The sequence below is a fragment of the Archangium lipolyticum genome (assembly GCF_024623785.1).
In the GTDB taxonomy this organism is placed as follows: domain Bacteria; phylum Myxococcota; class Myxococcia; order Myxococcales; family Myxococcaceae; genus Archangium; species Archangium lipolyticum.
The window spans coordinates 20113-36217 of sequence record NZ_JANKBZ010000048.1; the positions used below are offsets into that span (position 1 = coordinate 20113).

Consider the following 16105-nt stretch of genomic DNA (forward strand, 5'->3'; position numbering starts at 1 on the left):
GGCGAGCCATCTCCCGGCCGCATGCTCAGTACCAGTTCCACAGATTGAACACGCGGTACCACTCCGCTCCCGGGCTCGTGCCGGCTTGATGGACCTCGAATCCGAGGGTCGGTCCGTCAGCGCCCACGAACTGCTCGGAGCCGTAGTTCGGCGTGGGGAAGCACGCGAGGGACGGCGAATAGCCGTTGTCGTATTTGACAATGGTTTCCCAGCCGATCGATGACCAGTAGACGTTTCCCATGTGGGACCAGAGCCCTCCGTTGCCGTCCTCGTGCGCCTCGACGATCGCGGTGTACGGACAGAGCGTCACGGCAGGCTTGTAGCCGTTGTCGTACCACTGAGCGGGGCTCCAGCTCACCGTCCCGTCGCTGTTGAAGCTCCCGCGCTTGAGCCAGAGCCCTCCGTTGCCGTCCTCGTGCACTTCGACGATCGTGTAGTCGCGCACCGCCACCGAGGGCCGGAAGCCGTTGTCGTACTTCTGAGCGGGGCTCCAGGTCACCGTCCCGTCGCTGTTGAAGGTCCCCCGCTTGAACCAGAGCCCTCCGTTGCCGTCCTCGTGCACCTCGATGAGGTTGGTGCCGTACACCGCGACGGAAGGCTTGTAGCCGTGGTCGTAGTAGTTCCAGGTGAGCGGATTCCCACTCGGCGCGAAGGTCGCCGAGGCGCCTACGCCGCTGATGAAGGTGAAGGTCCCCGTGTGAAACCAGAGCCCTCCGTAGCCGTCCTCGTGCACCTCGATGAGCTTGTCGCCGTACGCCGCGACCGACGGCTTATAGCCGTTATCGTATTGATAACTCCAGTAGCGCCAGTTGAGAAAGCTCGTCCAATCTCCGGGGGAAGGCTCGAGGTATCCCTGTGGCGTGGCGACGCGGTACCAGAGACTCCCGTTGTTGCCTTCGTGCACCTCGATGCCGACGTCTATGCCGCCGACGCGACCGGCCGCCGTCGCGGGGTTGGCGCCGCTGTCGTATGGGTGCGCTGCCGACCAGGTAATGCGCACGTCTCTTGCGCTTGCAGCGAGTGGGCTCGCGCTGACGAGAAGAATTGCGGCGACTCCAATGGCGCTCTTCATTGCGATGATCCTCTCAGTGAGTGAGTTCGCGCTGACGACAAAATGCGTGACTCCAATGACGCTCTTCATTGCGATGATTCTTTGCCTCTTCGCGCGGACAGCACTTCAGCGGTTCCAGGCCAGGCCCCGATGGCCTGCGGTCCGGTGGCTGTCCACCGGCTGTCAGGAAGACGCCGGACGCCGGGATTCTTTTTTGTCCTCTTTTTTTCTTCGCCGCGGAGGTGGCGCGAAAAAGCAGGGAGGAATTCCCATAAAAGAATTTCGGGCTGCCCCGTCTTTCGGGCAGCCGGGGATGAACACTCCGGTCGCTGGACCTCCCCAAAGCTTGAGTCGGTAGACCCCAGGTCCGTCGAAGCCCTGAGGGGAACGGCCGACTCATGCCCAGGTCGGGGCTCGGCTTCCCACCACCCGCATCCATCGAGGCAGACATGAAGCTCCAGCCCGAGCCCGATTCCCTTCCGCCGGATCCGAAGCAGCGGGAGCAGCAGGTCCACGCGGCCTTCGAGCAGCAGGTGGATGTCGCCATGCGCGACTCCGTCGACTCCGCGTGGTCTCGTCGCTCGAAGATGCGCCTGCTCTTCGATTGCGATCGCTCCCCCGAGGCCCGCTGAGACCCGGTGTCTCTGGACAACTCCACCCAACCCGCCTTCTCATGAAGAGAGTCGTGGTTCGCCATGTCTTCTTGGATGATGCACGCCAGGGCAGAAGAGGCGTCTCCGATTCGTATGAGCCATCCCCCGAACGCCAAGCAGCGCCGAGCAGAAGCGCTGGTGCGCGAGCACCGGGCCCGTCTGCTGCGCATCGCCCGCAGGCTGTGTGGCACGAGCAGCGTGGATCCGGAGGATCTCGTGCAGGAGACGCTGGTGCGCGCCCTCCAGAACCTGGAGCAGCTGGAGGCTCGCGGAGTGGAATCACTCGAGGCCTGGCTGGGCAGCACGCTCACCCATCGCTTCCTCGACCATTGCCGGCGGCGGCGCACCGAGGTGAGGGCGTTGCCCGCGCTGAAGGTGGTGCAGGAGCAGGAGGTATCACTCGCGGGGACGCCGCGTGAGTCGTGGGAGCAGGTGCCCGATGAGGACTTCCACCACGCCATCGACCAGCTCGAGGCGCGGCACCGGGAGGCCTATGTCCTCCATGCCCGGGGCTACAAGTACCAGGCCATCGCGCGGCAGCTGAACATTCCCATGGGCACGGTGGCCACCTGGCTGTACCAGGCGCGCCAGAAGCTCCGGCGGCTCCTCTCTCCGGGAATGGAGCCGGAGGACGCGGTCCAGGAGGCGGATCCTTCATGAGCAACGCCTGTGAGCGTCTCGAGCGCTTCGTGGATGGTGAGTTGGAGCCCGCGGAGGCGGATGCATTCCGCGAGCACCTGCTCTCCTGCGAGCCCTGCCAGGCCGCGCTGAGCGAAGCGGTGCAGCTCGAGCTGCGGGCCGAGAGGCTCCTGGCGGACGAGGAGCCACGGACCCAGGTGCTGCGCCTGTCGCAGGCGCTCCCCGCACGGCGATGGGGGCGCGCGCGTCTCGTGGCGATGGGGACGGGGCTGGCGGCGCTCGCGGCCTGCGTGCTGGCCCTGGTGTACACGAGCATCGCGCCGCCTCGCGTCCCCGCGGAGGTCTGGCTCGCCGAGGCGCCCACGCGTTCCATCGAGGCCCGGGTGAGCGACGGGCGGGCGGATGGGCACAGGACCTACGACGTGCCGCGCTCTGGCCCCGGAGGCGCGGCGGAGAATGGGTCTCCCTCCCTGGAGGCACTCGCGACGCTGGAGCGCCAGCGGGACTTCCGTGGCATCGCCGCGGCGTGGCTGGTGCGCGGCGAGTGGAAGCAGGCGGCGGAGTACCTCGCGCGGGCCCCCGCGGGGCCGGAGGTGGACAACGACCTGGCCGTCATCGCACTCGGCCAGGACCGGCCGGACGAGGCGCTCGCGTTGTTGGAGCGCTCACTGCGGGCAAGGCCCCGGCACGCGCAGGCGCTGTGGAACCAGGCGCTCGCCTACCGACAGCTCGGCCTGCTCTTGAAAGCCGCGGGGTCCTTCGAGCAGGTGGTGGCGCTCGGCGAGCCGGGCTGGTCCGGCGAGGCGTCACGCGCCGCGGCCGCGTTGCGCGAGGAGGTACGGCGCCGCAAGGCCTCGTGGGAGGCGCTCATCCAGGCCGGGCGAGCCATGGTGGAGCACGGCACGCCCCTGTCCCCCGCGCAGGTGTCCGAGCTCCCCGGCCTGGCTCGCCTCTACCTCTACGATGCCGTCCGTGCCTCGCCCTCGCGGGAGCGGGTGTTGGGCCTGCTCCCGGTGGCGCGGCAGCTCGATGACATCGACTCCGGGACGCACCTCCAGGCCTACGTGCAGCGGACCGCGGGCCGGGACTTCACTGTGCGCCGGCCCCTCGCGGAGACCTATGCGTCACTGGCGCTGGGCACCCTGCCGCCAGCGGAGCTCCCCGGCTTCCTGGAGCGGTTGCGCCGCTCTCCGGAGCAGGACCTCCTGCTGGGCGCGCTGCTCTTCAGTCCGGCGCCGGGCACCTCCCTGGACGAGTACCGCCGGCTGGCCCTGGCGACGGAGGACCCCTGGTTCGCACTGCTCGCGGACGACAAGCAGGCGGAGGCGGAGCTGTCCCGGGGCGAGGCGCTCGCGGCGGAAGCGCGGCTGCTGGGAGCGCTGCGCCGCTGCGGCGACACGGCACGGCTCGACTACCGCTGTGGGCGGGTGCAGCGCCTGCTCTCCACTGTCTATGACACCCTCCACCGGCCGCAGGAGGCACACCAGCACGCGCTGGGGGCACTGCGACGCGGCCTGCGCAGCCATGATTGGCCGCTGGAGCTGCTGCTGTTCGAGGACCTGGGGCAGCTCTCGGCCCACACGGACAAGCTGTTGCTGACGCACGCCTACCTGGAGGAGTTCCTCGCCCGCATGGAGCCGGCGGCCTGCGACTACCAGGACTTCGTCCACACCCTCCTGGCCGCGACCCACCAGTCGGCCCTGGACTTCGATGGCGCCCGGAACGAGGTCGACATCGCGGCCCGCTGCGGACGGACGCCCACGTTGGCCCGGGCGGCCGTCGTGGCGGACCTGGCACGCCAGCGCCCCCGTCCAGAGGATGAAGACACGCTGCGCAAGGCGCTGGAAGCAGTTCGCACCGCCTCCCCCTCCAACCCCGGAGAGAGCGCACTCGCCACCAGTGTCGAGGGACGGTTCGAGCTCGAGCGCAACCGCCCGCTCGGTCAATCCCTGCTGCGGCGCGCGATCGCCGAGACGGAGCGGCTACCCGCAACCGATGTGAACGGGCGCAAGGCCCGGGCCTACAGCTACACCTCGCTCCTCTTCGACGCGGGCCGGCACGGTGAATACGACCAGGCCCTGGTGCTGTTCAGCGCCGAGCTGGAAATGACCCCGCCCGGCCGGTGCGTGCTGGGCGTCACGGTGGAGGACGAGCGCACGCTGGTCGTCATCCGCGACACCGCGGGGAAGACACACGGCGCCTACGATGCGAGCCGCAAGCAGCCGTTCGCCGGGGCCGGTGGGCTCGTGCCCGACGGGATGGTGGAGGCCCTGCGTGCCTGCGAGAGCGTGGACGTCCTGGCGCGTCCTCCCGTGCAGGGACGCTCCGGCCTGCTGCCATCGGATGTGGCCTGGGCCTACCGGGTGGGTCCAACCACGACCCGTCCCTCGGCCCTGCCCACGCGGCGACTGGTCGTCACGGACATCGAGTTGCCCGAGGAGCTCCGGCAGGTCCTACCGCGCATCGAGGCCCCGTTCGAGCCGGAGTCCCCGGGCGACACGACGGTCCTCCGCGGCTACGCCGCGACGCCCTCCCGGGTTCTCGAGGCCATGGCGAACGCCACGGAGATCGCCATCCACGCACATGGGATGATCGACCTCGGGGTTTCCGACGCCTCGTTCCTCGTCCTGTCGAAGGAGGATGGGGGGCGCTTCACGCTGACGGCCCGTGACCTTCAGGAGACACACCTGGAGGGCCGTCCCCTCGTGCTGCTGGCCGCATGCTATTCCGGGCGGACGACGCCCTCCCTGCACGAGTCTTTCGGGCTGCCCATCGCCTTCATCCACGCGGGGGCGCGGTGGGTGCTGGCCACCACGGAGAAGATTCCCAACAGCGAGGCGGCCCGCTTCTTCGAGCCGGTGCTTGCCCGCATCCGGGCGGGAGAACCACCGGCCAGGGTGCTGCGTGACGAGCGGCTGGCCTGGCGCAAGCGCCAGGGGAATCCCTGGGTGGAGCAGGTCCTGCTGTTCCAGTGAGCCGTCCGAACATCGAAAGGAGAGCACCCATGAGGAAGATGATGTGGACGATGGTGGCGGCAGCCCCGCTCCTGATGGCCACTGAATGCCAGCTGGGCCCGCCCCCCGCAGACGAGCCCCAGTCCCAATGCGAGCCGCAGCCGACTCCACCGCAGCCACTGGTGGACCATGTGGAGCTCATCTGGCGTGAGCCTGATTCCGGGGTCTTCGTGGCCTATCTGGTGGACGTGCGTAAGAGAGAGATCGTGCTCGCCGTCGAGGGAAAGGGCACACAGTTCCAGCAGTTCCAGCAGCAGGTCGGCAGCATCGCCGCCAAGGATCGGTTGCTCTCGTTCTACATGCCGCTCGGCAATACGGGCTCCGGAGCCTTCCCCATCAAGCCGCCCCAACCGCCCACTCCTCCGGGCCATGAGGACCGCTGGAGGACGAATCTCGTCTCTTTCGGCCTCGATGTGGCCAGACAGCATGCAAACTTCATGACCCAACCCAATCTGTCCACGCAGTCACCCACGAATAACTCTCCTCCCTAGTCGCCATGGGCCGGGCTTCCGAGGCGCCGTCAATAGCGCGCCCGGAATCCCAACGACGGCAACGTCACGGGCGGCAGACCGAAGGGCTTGCGCACCAGCCCGCCCTTCTCGCGCCCGTAGGTGTAGCGGAAGGCCTCCTTCGTCAATGAGACGTTGAAGACGTCCAGCCACGCTTCCATCGCCAGCGGCCCCAGCGTGCCCGTCTTGGATACCCGGCCGTCCACCCGGAAGTAGCCCGGCAGGCGTGTCACCCGGTCGCGGTCCGCCGGAATCCAGCGGGACGTGCCCTTCTCCGGCTCCACGCCCTCGCGCTGCGTATACGAGAAGAGGAGGTTCCCCGCCTCGGGCATCCCCGTGTTGTAGTGCAGCGTGGTCCCCACGGTGAGGCCCCAGGGCAGCTTCACCGTGACGGCTGTGTTGAAGACGTGCGCCTGTTCGAGCGACGAGGCGAGCGACACCTGCTCCGTGCCCACCACCTGCCCCGCGTCGTTCCGGCGCTCCACGGTCGTGCGCAGCGTGCGCCGCTGGAAGGTATAGGACGCGAGGAGCGACCAGCGGTCCGAGAGCGCGCGCCGGGCCAGGAGCTCCACGCCATAGCCATGCCCCTCCGCCGTGCGCTTCCGCCCTCGCGCCACCGGGTCGTCCGCGAGCATGTCGAAGGACAGCACGTCCAGTTCCACCGTGCGCAGCATCGGGTGGGCGAACACGTCCGCGCCGAAGGTGAAGCCCGCGGGGCCTCGCACGTCCGCGCCCACCTCCACCTGGAGGGCCCGCTGCATGCCGAGGCGCAACGCCGCCGCTTCCACCCCCGGCGCGTCGATGAGGTGGGCCGGTGGCTGGTGCATGAATCCCGCCCCCAGGCGCAGCGCCACCGTCTCCGAGAGCATCGCCCTCGCGTGCAACCGGGGCTCGACGGCCACCTGGTTCAGCGCGGGTGCCAGCAGGTAGCCATCCACGCGCACGCCCGGGGTGAGCCGCCACCTGTCCCGTGTCCACGTGGCCTGCGCGTACGCGCCCGCGAACGTGGCCCGGGCGAGCGACTGAAGGACGCCCGTGGTGACGGTGGGGCGGGAAGGGTCCCCGGCCTCGCCAGGGCGGAAGGTGGTGGACTGGTCGATGTCCGCGAGCCGGCGCTCCACGTCCGCGCCCGTCTCCACCGCGAGCTGTTCCGACAGCGAGGCGCGCCACGCCACCCTCGCCCCGAGCGTGCGCTCGGAGAGGCCCACGGTGACTCGCGAGGCCTCGCCTCCACCGTTGGCGCCCAGGGTGTCGTGGCCGTAGGTGACGGCGGCCTCGGCCTCGCCCGCGCCCAGGGGATGCGTGAGGCGGAGGTCCACGCGGTGGAAGGCGGTCCCCAGCCGGACGACCGTCCCCGTGCCGCGCAGGCCCGCGTCATCCGAGCTGCCCAGGGCGAACAGGCGCAGCGAGCCCCGGCCCACGGCCTGGGTGACGCGCGCCTGATAGTCGAAGAGGCCGAGCACCAGGTCCGGGCCCGGCGAGCTCCGCAGGCCATTGATGACCGACGCGGCGATCCACGGGGTATAGGCGAAACGGCCGGCGAGCGTGAGCTCCGTGCCCGTGGAGGCGATGGGCACCTGGGTGAGCACACCGACGTTGAACAGGTCGATCGAGCCGGCGGCGCGTACCGTGTCCGTGCTCGGCGCGACGAGCCGGGCTTCCACGGTGCCGCCCAGCTCCCGGCCGAAGCGCGCCGGAGGGGGACCCCGGTGGAAGTCGAACCCGGAGACGAGCTCGGGGCTGATGGCCGAGGGGCCCACCCACACGTGATAGAGCTGGGGAACGCGCACGCCGTCCAGGTAGATGCCCGTGGACGACGGAGCCGACCCTCGCACCACGGGCAGGCTCGCGCCGGAGACGATGTGACTCACCCCGGGCAACACCATGAGGGAGCGGAACGGCTCGCCTCCCCAGGTGCCCGCCCAATCGTGCAGTTCGGAGGACTCGAAGGTGAGGGGGACACCGCTGCTCGTGGACATCTCCCCAGCCTGGGAGATGGAGCCCACGAGGAGCGTCAGCAGGACACCTGGCGTCGTACGCACGGCTTCTCTTGGGTTCGACTCTCCCTCTCCCTTCGGGAGAGGGCGGGGGTGAGGGTATCGGAGGCCCCGAGGTTATACCTGGGAACCTCTCGGGTCTGGCTCCCAGGATCCGGGTACCCTCACCCCGTCCCTCTCCCGGAGGGAGAGGGGTGTTGCGCGCGCGCTACGGCGTCTCGCTCTGAAGCAGCGTCCCCGTGCTGAAGGCGTCCGCCGTGCCGCACTGCGGCTTCACCGGAGCCCCAGGGCACGACACGGGCGCGTGCGCGCGGTTGTGGTCCGTGAAGCAGCGTGCCCCCTCGGTGTCCCACTCCGCTTCCAGCCCCCAGCCCTCGGTGTCCGACTGCACGTTCAGCGCGTCGTAGATGTTCACCCACTGCCCGTTCACCGTGTGCGAGGTGCCGTCGCCGCAGTAGTCCGCGCGGATGAGCCGCGTGCACGCCTGGTGGTGCGCCGCCAGGCTCACGCCCCCGACGCTCGCCCAGGGCTTGTAGCCCATGTGGATGCACTTCGCGATGGCCGCGCCCTCGCACGCGAAGGTGAAGGTGTTCGGGTCGTCGTACTTCGCGCCCCCCACGCCCGGCAGGTCCTGCCGGTAGTCCCAGCGCCCCGCCACGGCGATGGCGTCCGCCGGCTGCCCGCTCGCGTCACGGCAGATGGGATACCAACGGCCATCCGTCGGCTCGCGATAGGACACCCGGTACTTCCACACGTCCTGCTCCGCGCCCGTGCCCGGGGTGATGCCGTCCACGCGCAGCTCCACCTTGCCGCCGTTGCCCAGGTTGCCCGTGAACCACGCGTGCGCGAACTGCGTTCCGGACACGGACCGTCCCAGGTACCGGCCGTGCAGCACCGAGCCCTCCAGCCACACGGCGTCGAGCCGCCCTTCCTTCCAGCCATAGCCACGCCCTGGAGCCGGCTCGGTCCAACCCCCGAGCCACGCGCCCGCGTAGTTCACCGACACCAGCATCCGGGCGAGGCCATTGAGCGCATCCCCGTTCAGGTCCGAGCCATTCAAGTCGGAGCCATTCAGGTCCGAGCCGTTCAGGTTGGACCCGTTCAGGTTCGAGCCATTGCTCACACCCAACGCCGCGCCCGACTCACCGAAAGACGCGTCCGGAAGCACCGGCGCCTCGCCTCCACACGCCACCACTCCCACGGTCGCCACGACAACACGGCACCACCCACTCGCTCGCATGGCCCTACCTCCGTCCCCATCCCCACTTGCGAGCGACGGTGTGCAGCGGCCAATTTCCGGGCAAGCCACACATGTCGTACCCGGGCACTTGCACCGTTCACGGCTTCACCCCCGCGGGGGACCGTGGCGTCAGTCCGGCGAGTGCAACGTACGGGAGGGCAGGTCCGCGCACACGCGAATGCCCACGGTGATGTCCCGCAGGGTACGTTCGGGCAGCTCCCGGTTGGCCAGACGTGCCGAGGCGGCGGCGAAGTAGTAGGCGCCTCCGCGGGCCACCACCTGGCCGGGCTCCACCGCCGAGTGCGTCCACTCCCAGGCATTGCCGGCCAGGTCGTCCACGCCGAAGGGGCTGCGCGAGGCGGGATGGGAGCCCACCTCGTCGGGGCCGAAGCCCCCCGGCTCCTTGCCGTAGGTGAGATCGAAGTTCGCGTCATCCGGAGCCAGTGAGTCTCCGTGGGGGAACTCGCGGCCGTCCTCGCCCCGAGCGGCGCGCTCCCACTCCAGCTCCGTGCACAGGCGTGCACCCGGCACCCGGCCCGTCCGGTCCAGCCACGCCGCGTAGGCCACCGCGTCCTCGAACGAGATGCCGGTGACGGGGAAGTTCAGCCAGTCCTGCAGGGCACGCCGCTCCCGCTTCGCGTAGCGCAGCTTCTCGCCCGCCCGGACGGTGTAGGGCACGCCCCCCGGCTGGAAGCGGAGCGTCCACGTGCCCCCCACCCGCTCCAGCCGGAGCATGCCGTGGTAGGTGGTGCTCGTGCGCGGCATGCGCGGGGCCCGCTCCGCCGCGGGCAGCGACTCCAGGAAGGTCAGCCAGTCCGAGTACGTCGTCTCCCGGCGGGCGATGAGGAAGCCCGCCGTCTCCTTCGGGTGCAGCGGCACGGCGTTGAAGAACCCGCGCACGCTCGCATCCGCCGCGCTGCCGAAGAGCACGCGCCCGGGCGGGACGTAGACGAAGCCCGTGGGGAGCTCCCCCTCACGCAGCAGCGGCAGCCGCAGGTGTCTCCGCTCGCCGCGCATGAGGCGCAGCGGAACGAGCGCGGGCTCGTGGCCCGGGGCCCACACCCTCAGCCGCCAGTCTCCCGGTGGCACCGCCTTGTCCACCCAGGGCTCCGGCCCGAGTGACACCGGCTCTCCGAGGAGCTCGCGGCCCTCCACGTCCCGGGAGACGGGCCGCAGCTCCACCATCGCCCCGGGAGCGGCGATGTCGAGCGTGACGAGCGTGGGGGCCGTCCAGCGCCGCCAGCGCTCCCCCGTCGTGTCGTACAGCCGCAACCGCTGCAACAGCGCCGGCAGCTCACTGGTCTTCAGCGACTGCTCGGCATGGAAGGCACGCTCGAGGAGGAAGTCGGCCAGGGCCTCGCGGACATCGTGGCGCATGGGGTCCAACACCAGCGCGTGCTCCAGGTGGTCTCCCGCTTCGTCCAGGTGGCGGTGCAACACGGTCTCCGCCGTGACGGTGCGCGTCCAGGCCGCGTCGCCCTGCTCCTTGCGGCCCGCGTCGTAGTGGAGGAGGGCCTCCTCGCGCGCCGAGGTGAAGGCCGCGCGCTCCCGCTGTACCCGCTCCATCGCGGTGGCGGCCTCGGTGAGCCAGGCGCGCACCGCCGCGTCCCGCTTCGCCTCCTCGCGCAGCCGGAAGCCTCCGGAGACGAGCGCCAGCGAGAGGATGAAGCCCGCCATGAGGGCCCGCCGCATGCGGCGGCTGCGCACCACCGTGCGGCGCGAGGCCTCGAGGAAGGCCAGCTCGCGGCGGGTGAGCTCGGCGGGCTCCAACAGGGTGGCCTCGGCCAGTTGCCGCGTGCCCCAGAGGATGTCCCGCACATGGCCCAGGCGCTCCCAGTGCGCCGAGTCGGCCTCCAGCCGGGCCTGCACCTCGCGGCGCTCGGCGGCCTCGGCCAGCCAGCGCGCCAGCGTCCCCCAGCCGGACAGGAGCGCCTCGTGGGCCACCTCATAGGAGGTACCGCCCTCCCCTTCCCGGGCCACCAGCAGGCGCGCGCGCACCAGGGCCTCCAGCACCGTGCGGTGGCGCGGGTCGTCCCCCACCAGCTCCCGGTCCGTCTTGCGCGCCCGGGTGCCGTCCGCGGTGATGAGGCGCAGCAGGACACCGCGCGCCACGGTGCGCTGATCCGGCAGCAGGCGCGCCACGGCCGCGTCCGCGTGCTTCGCCAGCGCGCCCCCCACTCCGCCCAGCCCATCCAGCGCCGTCTGGGGGATGAGGCCCGCGGCCACGTCCCGCGCCTCCCACAGCTCGGCGAGCGCGAACTGCAGCAGCGGCAGCCCGCTCTCGGTGGTGGAGGTGGAGGCCACCAGCGCATCCACCAGGGCCTCGGACTCGAAGCGCACGCCCGTGGCCCGTGCGGGACCCACCACGGCCTCGCGAATCTCCTCCGGGCCGAGCGCCCGCAGCAGGTAGAGCGCTCCGGACACCGCCGTGCCCAGCCCCGGCACCGCCGTCAGCCGGGTGAGGAAGTCGCTGCGGCACGTGGCCAGCAGGCGCACGCCGGACACACCGTCGGCGAGCCCTCCGAGCGCGAGGCCCGCCTGCGCGGCCTCCGCGTCGCCCGCCAGCGTCACCAGCTCCTCCATCTGGTCCACGTAGACGACGAGCCCCTCTTCCGCGCGGAGGTGGGCCCGCAGCCGGCGCGCGAGGCCCGTGGGATCCGAGCGCAAGGAGGCCACGAGCCCCTCCTCGTCCGCGCCCAGCACGGGGGCGAGCGCGGCGGCGAGCGCGGCGGCGGGGCGCCGGCCCGGGACCAGCCGCACCCCCCGCCAGCGCCGCCCGTCCTCCAGCGCGCCGTCGATGACACGGGGCAGCACTCCCGCGAGGCACAGCGAGGACTTGCCCACCCCGGAGTCACCGGCGATGAGCAGGAAGGACTCGGCCCGGAGCCGCTCCAGCACCTCGCGCTGCTCCCGCTTCCGGCCGAAGAAGAGGGCGCGGTGCTCGGCCTCGAAGGCCTGGAGGCCACGGTAGGGGTTGCCCTCGGGGACGGCGCCCGCGGCCTCGTCCCGGGAGAGTTGCTCCAGCGCGTCCAGCAGCAGCACGGCGGAGGCGTAGCGCTCCTCGGGCGCGCGGCGCAGGCAGCGGTCCACCACTGCGGCGAAGTCCGGGTCCACCCCCGGGGCGGCCTCGGCCAGGGGCCGCGCGTCCCGGTGGGCAATCACCACCGAGAGCTCCCTCAGGGGCACGTTGCGGAAGGGCCCGCTGCCGGCGCACAGCTCATAGAGCACCAGGCCCAGCGAGTACACGTCGCTGCGGGCCGTGAGCTCCCCGCCCGCCCAGGCCTCCGGGGACATGAAATAGGGAGTGCCCACCAGCGTGCCATCCGGCAGCGACGGCAGGTCCACGCCATCGAGCGAGCCCGCCAGGGTCTCCGGGTCCAGGTCCGGCAGGAGGGGCAGGGCGGCTCCGGCCTCGGCGAGCGAGGAGTCCCCCGACACCGGCGCCTCCGGGTCCAGCAGCTTGGCCAGCCCGAAGTCCAGCAGCTTCACCTCGCCCGTCTCGGTGAGGATGGCGTTGCCCGGCTTGATGTCACGGTGCAGCACCCCGCGCCGGTGCGCCGCGCCGAGTCCCCGCGCCAGTTGCTTGCCGAGCTCCAGCACGCGCTCCCAGGGCAGGGGCCTGGGCAACCGGTCCAGGGTGGTGCCGCGGACGAACTCGGAGATGAGGTACGGGTGGTTCTCCAGCTGCCCCACCCGGTAGAGGGTGACGACATTGGGGTGCTGGACACGCGCCGCGGCCCGGGCCTCCACCAGGAAGCGGGTGAGCGCGCCAGCGTCCAGCGCCCGGACGAACTTCACCGCCACCGGCCGGTCGAGCAGCGTGTCCCGGGCCAGGAACACGCGTCCCGTGGCCCCATGGCCCAGCAGGCGCATCAGACGGTACTCGTCGAACGCCTCGGGTGGAGTCCACCCGTCGACATTGGACCTGGAAGCAGGCGAGGAGCCCACGGGGAGTACCTGACGTGCGGGGACGCGAGGGAACCAGGCGACGGGCTAGGAGCTGCTCTTCGGTTTGCTGGGTTTGAGCATCCGGCGGATGCGGTCCTCGAGGTCCTGCGGCAGGCACGGCTTGGCGACGAACTCGTCCGCGCCGGCCTGCCGCGCCTGCTCGGCATTGCCCGCGAGCACGTGGCCGCTGAGCGCCATCACTGGAATGTTCCGGGTACGCAGATCCTGCTTGAGCCGCCGCGTGGCCTCCCAGCCGTCCATCACCGGCAGGGACAGGTCCATCAGGATGATGTCCGGGGGTGCGCCCTGGGCCTTCTCCACGGCCTCCACGCCGTTGCGGGCCACATCTACCTGAAACCCGACATATGCGAGGTACTCCGCATACATCTCGCGGGCATCATCGAAGTCGTCGACGACGAGCACACGCGTGGGCTCGGCCGAATTGGCCGGCCTGGCGCTGTCATCCGTCGCGATTTCGAGGGTTTGCGTGGGCGGTACGGTCATGGCGAGGGGCCCTCGTCCAGTGTGGGAACGCCGCCCCATGCTATGCACGGCCCCGTGGATGTGCTCGTCCCCGCCAGGATCCCAGGGGTGCCAGGCCCACAAAACCTGTCGGACCGCGGACACTTCACTCACAGCGTTGATGACTTGGGAAACCCGGGCGGCGCACTCCCGCCCGGGCCTGGACCGCGGGACTACGGCGCCTTGGTGAGGGCGGCTTCCACGACCGTGGTCGAGGGGATGGGCGCGCCCCAGGAGGTCTCGACGTAGTTCGCCGGCTCCGCCAACTGGAAATTCGTGAAGTCCACCTTCACCCGGGCACTGGTGGTGCTGGGATTGATCGGCGGCAACGTCGGAGTCGTGGAGACGGGCCCGTAGCCGATGGTGAACCGGCTGGTGGCATCATTGAAGCTGACGGTGTCGATGGGATACTTCGCGGGCTGATCCCCTACGCAGCTCGTCGTGGGGGCAGGAGCCGGCGTGGTCTTGTAAGACGCCGAGCTCGTCGTGGCCGTGGTGATGACGGCCTCCATCAGCACGGAGTTCTGGATCATGAGCTGATTGAAGGTGAGGATGACGCACTCACCCTGGTCCAGCACACCCGGGGTGCCAGTCGTGGCCGAGTCCTTGAACGCCGCGCTCACCAGCTGGGCCGGCCTGGGAGTCTTCGGGTCGCCGCTGACGAAGAAGCCCTTCCAGGTCTTGACGGAACCGTCATACGCCGAGGTGGCGCGCAGGATGAGGTTGTACTCCTGCCCCTCCCGGATGGCGGAAGCCGCGGGCGTGAGCGAGTAGGAATCACCCGTGGCGCTCGCTGCCACGGTGAGATCCAACTTCTCCCGGCCGAACTCGTCCGTGAGGATGGCCAGCAGCGAGTCCTTCGCCACGGGCTGGGTGAAGCTGATGAAGATGGACTCACCGGGGCGCAGGAGGTTGCGGATCGGCCGCTTCGCCTCGACCTTCTTCGCGGCATCGGTGATCGTGGCGAAGTTCAGGCTGGGGAGGTTGGTGGCCAGGATGCCGAAGCCGGCGGCCTGGTCGGGGTTGCTCGGGTCGACGGAGCCAGCGTCGGTACGAGGCGCGGGCAGCTGGATGAGCTGCGAGCCGCCGTACGTCATCAGGGCCGAGGCGTCGATCTTCCGGGCATAGCCGCCCGCGTCGAAGATGCCATCGGTGTTCAGGTCGATGGGGTCCACCCAGAGGCGGTAGCCACCCGCCGCGGTCCCGGTGCCACCGATGCGCGCCAGCTCCGCCGGCGCGGGGACGCGCTCGAAGGTGACGACACCCAGGGCATCCGCCTGGGCCATGACCACCACCGAGCTCACGGCCGTCGTCGAGGTGCCATCGATGGAGATCGTCCCGGCGGGAGTGGCCTCGAGGTACGCCTGGGCGCCCGCGGCGGGACGGCCCGAGGGCGTGACGAGCGTGAAGCGCAAGGTGCTGTTGGTCTCGGTGAGGGCGACGGCGCCGATGTTCGCGTTGCCGTTGTTGATGGGGATGTTGCCCGCGTTGGAGGGCACGAGGGCGCTGGTGCGCAGCGTGGCGTAGCCCTGCTTGCTGATCGTCAGCAGCACGTTGGAGCCGGCCGGCACGTTGGTGAACATGAAGTTGCCCGAGGCATCCGTCGTGGCGGTGACGGGCTTGTCCGTCGTCGCGCTCCCGATGGTCATCCCCACCGAGACGCCCGAGAGCGGCTCCATGCGGGTGGTCAGCACCTGACCGGAGACGGTCCCCTTCGGGTTGGCCGGAGCCACCACCGAGACGGTATCCGGCTCGCGAACGCCATCGACGATGCCGTCCTGGTCCACGTCATCCGGACCCTTGCAGCCAATCACCAGCAGCGGCAGCACGACTGCCCAATGCTTCTTCATCTTCCCACCTTGGAATGCTTGGAGTGTCAGCCCACGCACAGCGGCGGGATGACACTCTCCGAGCCGGGCCTCCCACGTCAAGCTGGGGGACGGCGGGAGCCCCCCGGGTGGGCCTTTCCGGGAGGACCACGGGGCGCCGCGGACGCTGCTAGCGTGCGCGCCATGAGCGACGTGGATGTGAACGACCCCTGTCTCGGCTGCGCCATCGTGAGGGGAGCCACCCGGCCCGTGGGGGGAGTGCTCGCCCGCTCGGCCGGACTGGTGCTCCATGGAGTGGCCTCGCCCAGCCCGCTGCCCGGCTGGGTCGTGCTCACCAGTATAGGGCACGCACGCGCCCTGTATGACCTGGACGACGAGGCGGCACGCGAGCTGGGCCCCTTCGCCGCGCGGGTGATGCGGGCCCAGCGCGAGGTGCTCGGCGCCGAGCACGCCTACGCCTTCGCCATCGGAGACGTGCTGCGTCACTTCCACCTGCACCTGGTGCCACGCTACCGGGACACGCCCCAGCGCCTCTGGGGACGAGGAGCCTTCGACGCGGCCCCGGGGGACTGGCGCCCGGAGGCGGAGCTGGAGTCGGCGGCCCGGGCCCTGGCGGACGCGCTGGGCGGGTGAGCGGCCGGGCCCTCCTTTCGCCCGGCGCCTGCCCACTCGCTCCGTGCAACCCCCACTGCCCGCCCGTGGA

The 16105-nt window shown here is 70.6% G+C and carries 11 protein-coding genes; 5 read left to right on the top strand and 6 right to left on the bottom strand.

Annotated features, from left to right (window positions below; genetic code table 11):
* Positions 1-25: 25 nt before the first annotated feature.
* On the bottom strand, positions 26-1000 hold the full coding sequence (locus NR810_RS48765; RefSeq protein WP_257462768.1) for a hypothetical protein: 975 nt from the start codon (positions 998-1000) through the stop codon (positions 26-28).
* Positions 1001-1500: 500 nt separating this feature from the next.
* On the opposite strand from NR810_RS48765, the gene NR810_RS48770 reads away from it, so the two are divergent.
* From NR810_RS48770 to NR810_RS48785, 4 genes are all read left to right on the top strand, one after another.
* A complete protein-coding gene (locus NR810_RS48770; RefSeq protein WP_257462770.1) occupies positions 1501-1683 on the top strand; it encodes a hypothetical protein in 183 nt (60 codons plus the stop codon).
* Between the two features lie 114 nt (positions 1684-1797).
* Positions 1798-2364 carry an RNA polymerase sigma factor gene (locus tag NR810_RS48775; protein ID WP_257462771.1) on the top strand — a complete coding sequence of 189 codons (567 nt, stop codon included), beginning with the start codon at positions 1798-1800 and terminating at the stop codon, positions 2362-2364.
* On the top strand, positions 2361-5318 hold the full coding sequence (locus tag NR810_RS48780; RefSeq protein ID WP_257462779.1) for a CHAT domain-containing protein: 2958 nt from the start codon (positions 2361-2363) through the stop codon (positions 5316-5318). Before NR810_RS48775 ends, NR810_RS48780 begins: the two co-directional genes overlap by 4 nt.
* A 29-nt stretch (positions 5319-5347) precedes the next feature.
* Positions 5348-5848, top strand: coding sequence for a hypothetical protein (locus NR810_RS48785; protein WP_257462781.1), 501 nt, complete (start codon positions 5348-5350; stop codon positions 5846-5848).
* A 29-nt stretch (positions 5849-5877) separates the two neighbouring features.
* Here NR810_RS48785 and NR810_RS48790 read toward each other — a convergent pair whose 3' ends face one another.
* From NR810_RS48790 to NR810_RS48810, 5 genes are all read right to left on the bottom strand, one after another.
* On the bottom strand, positions 5878-7908 hold the full coding sequence (locus tag NR810_RS48790) for a TonB-dependent receptor (RefSeq protein WP_257462786.1): 2031 nt from the start codon (positions 7906-7908) through the stop codon (positions 5878-5880).
* Positions 7909-8071: 163 nt separating this feature from the next.
* The gene (locus tag NR810_RS48795; protein ID WP_257462787.1) at positions 8072-9103 is read right to left on the bottom strand and encodes an ADYC domain-containing protein; all 1032 of its coding nucleotides are present in this window, start codon (positions 9101-9103) and stop codon (positions 8072-8074) included.
* 129 nt (positions 9104-9232) lie between these two features.
* Entirely contained in the window at positions 9233-13051 is a 3819-nt protein-coding gene (locus NR810_RS48800; protein WP_326522555.1) for a bifunctional serine/threonine-protein kinase/formylglycine-generating enzyme family protein, read from the bottom strand.
* 45 nt (positions 13052-13096) lie between these two features.
* On the bottom strand, positions 13097-13555 hold the full coding sequence (locus NR810_RS48805; RefSeq protein ID WP_257462788.1) for a response regulator: 459 nt from the start codon (positions 13553-13555) through the stop codon (positions 13097-13099).
* A gap of 191 nt (positions 13556-13746) precedes the next feature.
* On the bottom strand, positions 13747-15423 hold the full coding sequence (locus NR810_RS48810) for a carboxypeptidase-like regulatory domain-containing protein (RefSeq protein ID WP_257462790.1): 1677 nt from the start codon (positions 15421-15423) through the stop codon (positions 13747-13749).
* Between the two features lie 162 nt (positions 15424-15585).
* Between NR810_RS48810 and NR810_RS48815 the strand changes: the two genes are divergently transcribed.
* On the top strand, positions 15586-16035 hold the full coding sequence (locus tag NR810_RS48815; RefSeq protein ID WP_257462793.1) for an HIT family protein: 450 nt from the start codon (positions 15586-15588) through the stop codon (positions 16033-16035).
* Positions 16036-16105 lie beyond the last annotated feature (70 nt).

Excerpts from the sequence above, each read along its gene's own strand:
- NR810_RS48775 (WP_257462771.1), top strand. The coding sequence starts at position 1,798 with ATGAGCCATCCCCCGAACGCCAAGCAGCGCCGAGCAGAAGCGCTGGTG.
- NR810_RS48810 (WP_257462790.1), bottom strand. The coding sequence starts at position 15,423 with ATGAAGAAGCATTGGGCAGTCGTGCTGCCGCTGCTGGTGATTGGCTGC.
- NR810_RS48770 (WP_257462770.1), top strand. The coding sequence starts at position 1,501 with ATGAAGCTCCAGCCCGAGCCCGATTCCCTTCCGCCGGATCCGAAGCAG.
- NR810_RS48785 (WP_257462781.1), top strand. The coding sequence starts at position 5,348 with ATGAGGAAGATGATGTGGACGATGGTGGCGGCAGCCCCGCTCCTGATG.
- NR810_RS48815 (WP_257462793.1), top strand. The coding sequence starts at position 15,586 with ATGAGCGACGTGGATGTGAACGACCCCTGTCTCGGCTGCGCCATCGTG.
- NR810_RS48780 (WP_257462779.1), top strand. The coding sequence starts at position 2,361 with ATGAGCAACGCCTGTGAGCGTCTCGAGCGCTTCGTGGATGGTGAGTTG.
- NR810_RS48805 (WP_257462788.1), bottom strand. The coding sequence starts at position 13,555 with ATGACCGTACCGCCCACGCAAACCCTCGAAATCGCGACGGATGACAGC.
- NR810_RS48795 (WP_257462787.1), bottom strand. The coding sequence starts at position 9,103 with ATGCGAGCGAGTGGGTGGTGCCGTGTTGTCGTGGCGACCGTGGGAGTG.